This is a genomic window from Dactylosporangium siamense (assembly GCF_016862795.1).
GTDB classification, from domain to species: Bacteria; Actinomycetota; Actinomycetes; order Mycobacteriales; family Micromonosporaceae; genus Dactylosporangium; species Dactylosporangium siamense.
The window spans coordinates 1-4,827 of sequence record NZ_BONQ01000092.1; the positions used below are offsets into that span (position 1 = coordinate 1).

Below are 4,827 nucleotides of genomic sequence, written 5' to 3' on the forward strand. Positions count from 1 at the left end.
GACCGGCCGGTCACCTCGGACCGGCCGGTCGGCCGCCTGTCATCCACCCCGCGGTCAGTCGACCGCCTCCACCCGCAGCAGCACCGCCTGCTCCGGATACGACGTGGGCATCTGCAGGCCGGCGGTGGCCAGGACGCGTCCGGGCAGGACGACGCCCGGCGCCTCCGCCCAGTCCGGGAGCCGGACCGGCAGCGGCAGCACCCGCTCGGCCTCGGGCGCGGGCCCGGCCGGGAGACCTGCGAACCAGGCCGGGGCCGCGTACCCCTGGAACGGATCGCCCACTGCCAGGGGGCGGACCCGGTAGCGCCGGTCCGGGTCGAGGCCGCGCAGCGTGAACGTGCCCAACGGCGCCACGTCGGAGCGGCTGAGGAACGTCAGCGCGAACACGGCCCGGCTCCGGTCGGCGGCCACCACCCCGCTGACCCAGAACGACGGGTCGGGGTTGTCCATCCGGACCACGTCGCCGCTGTGCAGCAGCTCCCGCCAGTGCTTGTAGAGCCCGATCCAGCCGGCCAGTTCGGCCAGCTCGGACTCGGGGGCCGAGGTCAGGTCCCACTCCACCCCGAAATGTCCGAAGATCGCGGTCGCCGCCCGAAACGACAGGTCGTGCAGCCGCCGGGTGGCCTTCGACCGCGGCGAGGCGACGTGCATCCCCAGCATCTCCGGCGGGACGAGTTGCCCGGTCCACCGGTTCATCGACTGCCGCTCGAGCGGGTCGTTGCAGTCCGAGACCCAGACCCGGTCGGTGTGCCGCAGGATGCCCAGGTCCACCCGCGCGCCTCCGGAGGCGCAGTCCTCGATCTCCAGCGCCGGGAAGCGCTGCCGCAGCTCCGCCATCAGCCGGTACGTCGCCAGGGTCTGCGCGCGCACCCCCGGAAGCCGGCGCGGCCCGGTGCCGGCGTCGACCAGATCGCGGTTCTGGTCCCATTTGACGTAGGTGATGTCGTACTCGCCGATGACGGCGCTGAGCCGGTCGAGCAGGTAGGCGTAGACGTCCGGGTTCGCGAGGTCGATGACGTGCTGGTTGCGCGCCGCCACGGGCAGTCCCCGATCGGTGTGCATGATCCACTCCGGGTGGTCCCGCGCCGCGTCGGAGTCGACGTTGATCATCTCCGGCTCGACCCAGAGCCCGAACTCCATCCCCAGGCCGCGGACGTGCCGCACGAGCGGCCAGAGGCCATCGGGCCAGACCGTCTCGTCGACGTACCAGTCGCCCAGCCCGGCGGCGTCGCTGCGCCGGCCGCGGAACCAGCCGTCGTCGAGCACGAACCGCTCGATGCCCAGCGCGGACGCACGGTCGGCGAGCTCGATGAGCCGCTGCGGCGAGTGGTCGAAGAAGACCGCCTCCCAGGTGTTGAGCGTCACCGGCCGGGGCGACCGCGGGTGCTCGGGACGGTCCCGCAGGAACCGGTGGAAGCGGTGTGCCTGCTGGTCGAGCCCCACGCTGTGGACCGCGTAGATCCACGGGGTCTCGTACCGCTCGCCCCAGCCGAGCTGCACCTCGCCCGGCAGCAGCAGCTCGCCGCCGCCGAGGACATGACGCCCGGTGGACTGGCGCTCCACGAAGTGCCGGTGGTTGCCGCTGAACCCGACGTGCAGGCCCCAGATCTCGCCGTCGGAGAAGCCGAACCCCGGCGTCCCGACGGACAGGATGGTGGCGCCGTCCGGCCCGGTCCGGCCCCGGCGGTTCTCCCGCTCGTGCGTGCCGACCGTCAGCAGCCGGCGCTGCGGAACGCGTTCCCGGCCCCAGCGGCCGGCGAAGTCGAGGACCTCCCGGGCCCGTGCCGGCACCGGGAAGCAGAGCGTGAGGTCGTCCAGTTGATACGGCTCCCCCTCGTTGATCACGCTCGCCCGGGCCCGCACCAGCCCGGCGCCGGTCAGCTCCAGCTCCAGCCGCAGCCTGAGCTCGGCGGCGGCGTCGGCCGCGTCGACGACCAGCCGGGCGGCGCCCAGGTGCTCGGTGTAGTCGCCGCCGACCGGCAGTTCGTCGCCGTCCAACGGCACCAGCCGCGCGTCGGTGGTGACGAACCGCGGCGCCCAGTCCGCGCCGGCGCGGCTGCCGGACAGGCCGGGCCGGCCGATCCAGGCCGTGTGCGGCTCCGGCAGCAGCGCCACCCGCAGCGGCACGTCGGCCGCGTTCGAGGCGATCACCTCCACCCCGCCGAGCGCCAGCGCCGCCGCGTCGTCGGGGTGCAGCGGGCCGAGGTCGCCGCCCCAGTGCAGGACGGCGGGAAGGTTCCCCGCGCGCAGGTCGATCAGCAGCCCGACCCCGGCTGTCCGCAGGTGGACCAGCGCGTCGGGGGTCGCTGTGACGACCGGTGGCGGTGTCGGGACAGCGGTCTGGGTCATCGTCGGTGCTCCCGTCGGACGTGCAGTGCGCAGATCTGATGTCGGTGCTTCGTGCCGGCGTGCGGTCACCCGGGCGGTTCCAGCCAGAGCACCGCGGTGACACCGCGCGGGTAGTAGCGGCTGCCGACGGCCAACCCGTCCTGCATCTGGTCGCTCCACGCCCAACGGGCGTTGCGCGGGTCACGCAGCCAGCGGGCGTGGGCCTCGTCGGCGACCCGGCCGGCCTCCCCCGGGTCACGGCCCAGGATCCGCTCGGCGACGAACTGCGCGAGGTAGATCTTGCTCAGCCACGAGTTGCCGCTGCTCGAGGACAGCCGCCAGCCCCCGTCGTCGAACAGGCAGACCCCCGCCACCAGCACCGCGTCGAGGTGACGCCGCAGCGCGACGATGAGTTCACCGTATTCGCCGGCGGGGTCCAGGGCGTCGTGAATGCCGGCGAACCACGGGTAGACCAGCCCCTCCACCGCCGGGACCACCCGGCCGTGCACCGCCGGGTCGTCCAGGACGGCCGGCAGGGCGCCGTCCGGCCCGACCGCGGCGAGCAGCGTCCGGGCACAGCGCCGGGCCTGCGCGGCGGCGAGCGCCGCACGCGCGTCGTCACCGGCGGCCGCGAGGATCGGGGCGAGGCAGACGTACGCGGCCCACGACTTGACGGCGAGGTAGACGCTGCCCCGGGCCCGCCCCAGCGACGGGTCGAGGCTGTCGTAGGTGGTGATCTCCCAGCCGTCGCCGGTGCGGGCGCTGTCCCAGCCCATCACGCCGGTGCGGCTGCGCGGATCCGGGTCGTCGCGCCGGGCCAGGCTCTCCACCACCGCGCCGAGCAGGCCGGCGTGCCGGTCCCGCCACGCGTGGTCGCCGGTGCGGGCGACGTAGAGCGCGGCGCAGAGGCTCCAGTTGAGCAGCTCCTCGTGCGCCATGTGGGAGAAGCAGCCGCGAAGGCCGGGCCGCTCGTACGCCGACCGGCCCGGCGGCGCGAACGCGTTGCCCACGCCCATGTCGTGGGTGAAGGCCACCCCGCCCGGTGCCAGGCGCCCGTCCGGCGCGTGGATGTCGTCGTCGTAGCGGTACCGGTCGGCGAACGCGTCCAGGACGTTGCGGACCAGCCACGGACTGTGCCGCAGCTCGAAGAAGACCTGGTCGACGGTGAGGTCGAGGGTATTGATCATCCGGTACTCACCCTCGTTGACGACCCAGCGGGGCGCACCGTCGTCGAGCAACTGGGTGCAGCCCACATAGCTGCGCACGGCATGGGCGAGCTGGAACCGGCGCTGCGCCGGGAGCCCGGGCGCGGTCAGCGCGGCCGCTTCCGCGGCCCAGCGACCGCGGTGCGCGTCGAACCCGCCGAGCGCCCGCGTCGCGACGTCACGCAGCGTCGGATAGTGCCGCGTGTACGCGTACGACGCCTCGATCCCCGTCGTGACCAGCCCGGACCGGTGGAAGCAGAAGGCGAAGCGCAGGGTCCGCACGGCACCCGCCGGGACGACCGCCCACAGCAGGCCGACGCGGCCGAGGCCCGCGCCGCCCTCGGCGTCGGCCAGGATGCCCCCGACGCTGAACCCCACCCCGCTGCGCACGTCGGCGCAGTCGCTGACCAGCGCGGTGGTGCGGCCCTGTGCCACGCCGGCCAGATCGCCCCAGCCGTCGACGCGCCACATCGCGGCGTCCAGATCGGCCCCGGTGTAGCCGAGGAACACGCGCCTGGGACGCGCGCCGGCGGAGTTGTCGAGGGTCAGTTCGGCCAGCACGGAGGGCAGGATCGCGTCCGCGACCTCCCGCGTGGTGTGGGTGTCCGGGTCGGGCACGACCCCGACCGGCGAGTACAGGCTGAACCGCAGGTCGCCGTGGGCCCAGGTGTCCCGGCTCAGGCCGAACTCGCGGGTCATCGCCTCCGCCGCGACCGGGTGCAGCGGCGGCCCGTCGCCACCGGCCCCGACCAGCTGGGCGTCGTAGCGGGCCCGGTCGTCGACCTCCGGGTCGAAGAAGGGCAGCAGCTCGAAGCACCGGCCGTCGGCGGATTCGACGCCGACGAAGACGTCCGCGCCGGCCGGGCCCTCAAGGCCGATGCCGAGGCCGCCGGCGGCGCCGGACGCGCCGAGGGTGACGCTCGCGAAGGCCCCGACGGGCGCGTGATGAGCGTTGAACAGCGCCTCCGCGCCGGTCAGCTCGACCACGTCGTCGGAGCCCCGCGGCACCGGACCGTCCGCCGGCCCAACCCGCTGTATATCGAGAACCATGAAACCCCCTGCCTCGGATTCAGCGAGCTAAAGGTAGAAAATTTTGGCATGAAAGTAAAGGGCGGATCATGTGCCGGCGCAGGACAGCAGCGGCCGGCGTCCTCGGCCCGTTCGTGTCGCGGGCACCGAGGAACGCCGGCCTACGGCCGGGCCAGCTGCGGTGTTCGGGTGTCGTCCTGCCTTCAGTCGTCGGCCACGCGGCGTTACCTTCAGTCGTCCGCCACGCGGCGTTACCTTCAGTCGT

2 protein-coding genes are annotated in these 4,827 nt (G+C 73.9%); both read right to left on the reverse strand.

The genetic code is table 11. From position 1 onward, the window contains the following. Positions 1-54: 54 nt before the first annotated feature. Positions 55-2,349: an alpha-galactosidase gene (locus tag Dsi01nite_RS30365; RefSeq protein WP_203849730.1), complete on the reverse strand. Its 2,295-nt coding sequence runs from the start codon at positions 2,347-2,349 to the stop codon at positions 55-57. A gap of 65 nt (positions 2,350-2,414) precedes the next feature. Further along, positions 2,415-4,541 carry a glycoside hydrolase family 52 protein gene (locus tag Dsi01nite_RS30370; protein ID WP_203849731.1) on the reverse strand — a complete coding sequence of 709 codons (2,127 nt, stop codon included), beginning with the start codon at positions 4,539-4,541 and terminating at the stop codon, positions 2,415-2,417. Positions 4,542-4,827 lie beyond the last annotated feature (286 nt).

What these genes read in the sequence shown, in the direction of transcription:
- Dsi01nite_RS30365 (WP_203849730.1), bottom strand. Translation starts at nt 2,349, where the DNA reads ATGACCCAGACCGCTGTCCCGACACCGCCACCGGTCGTCACAGCGACC.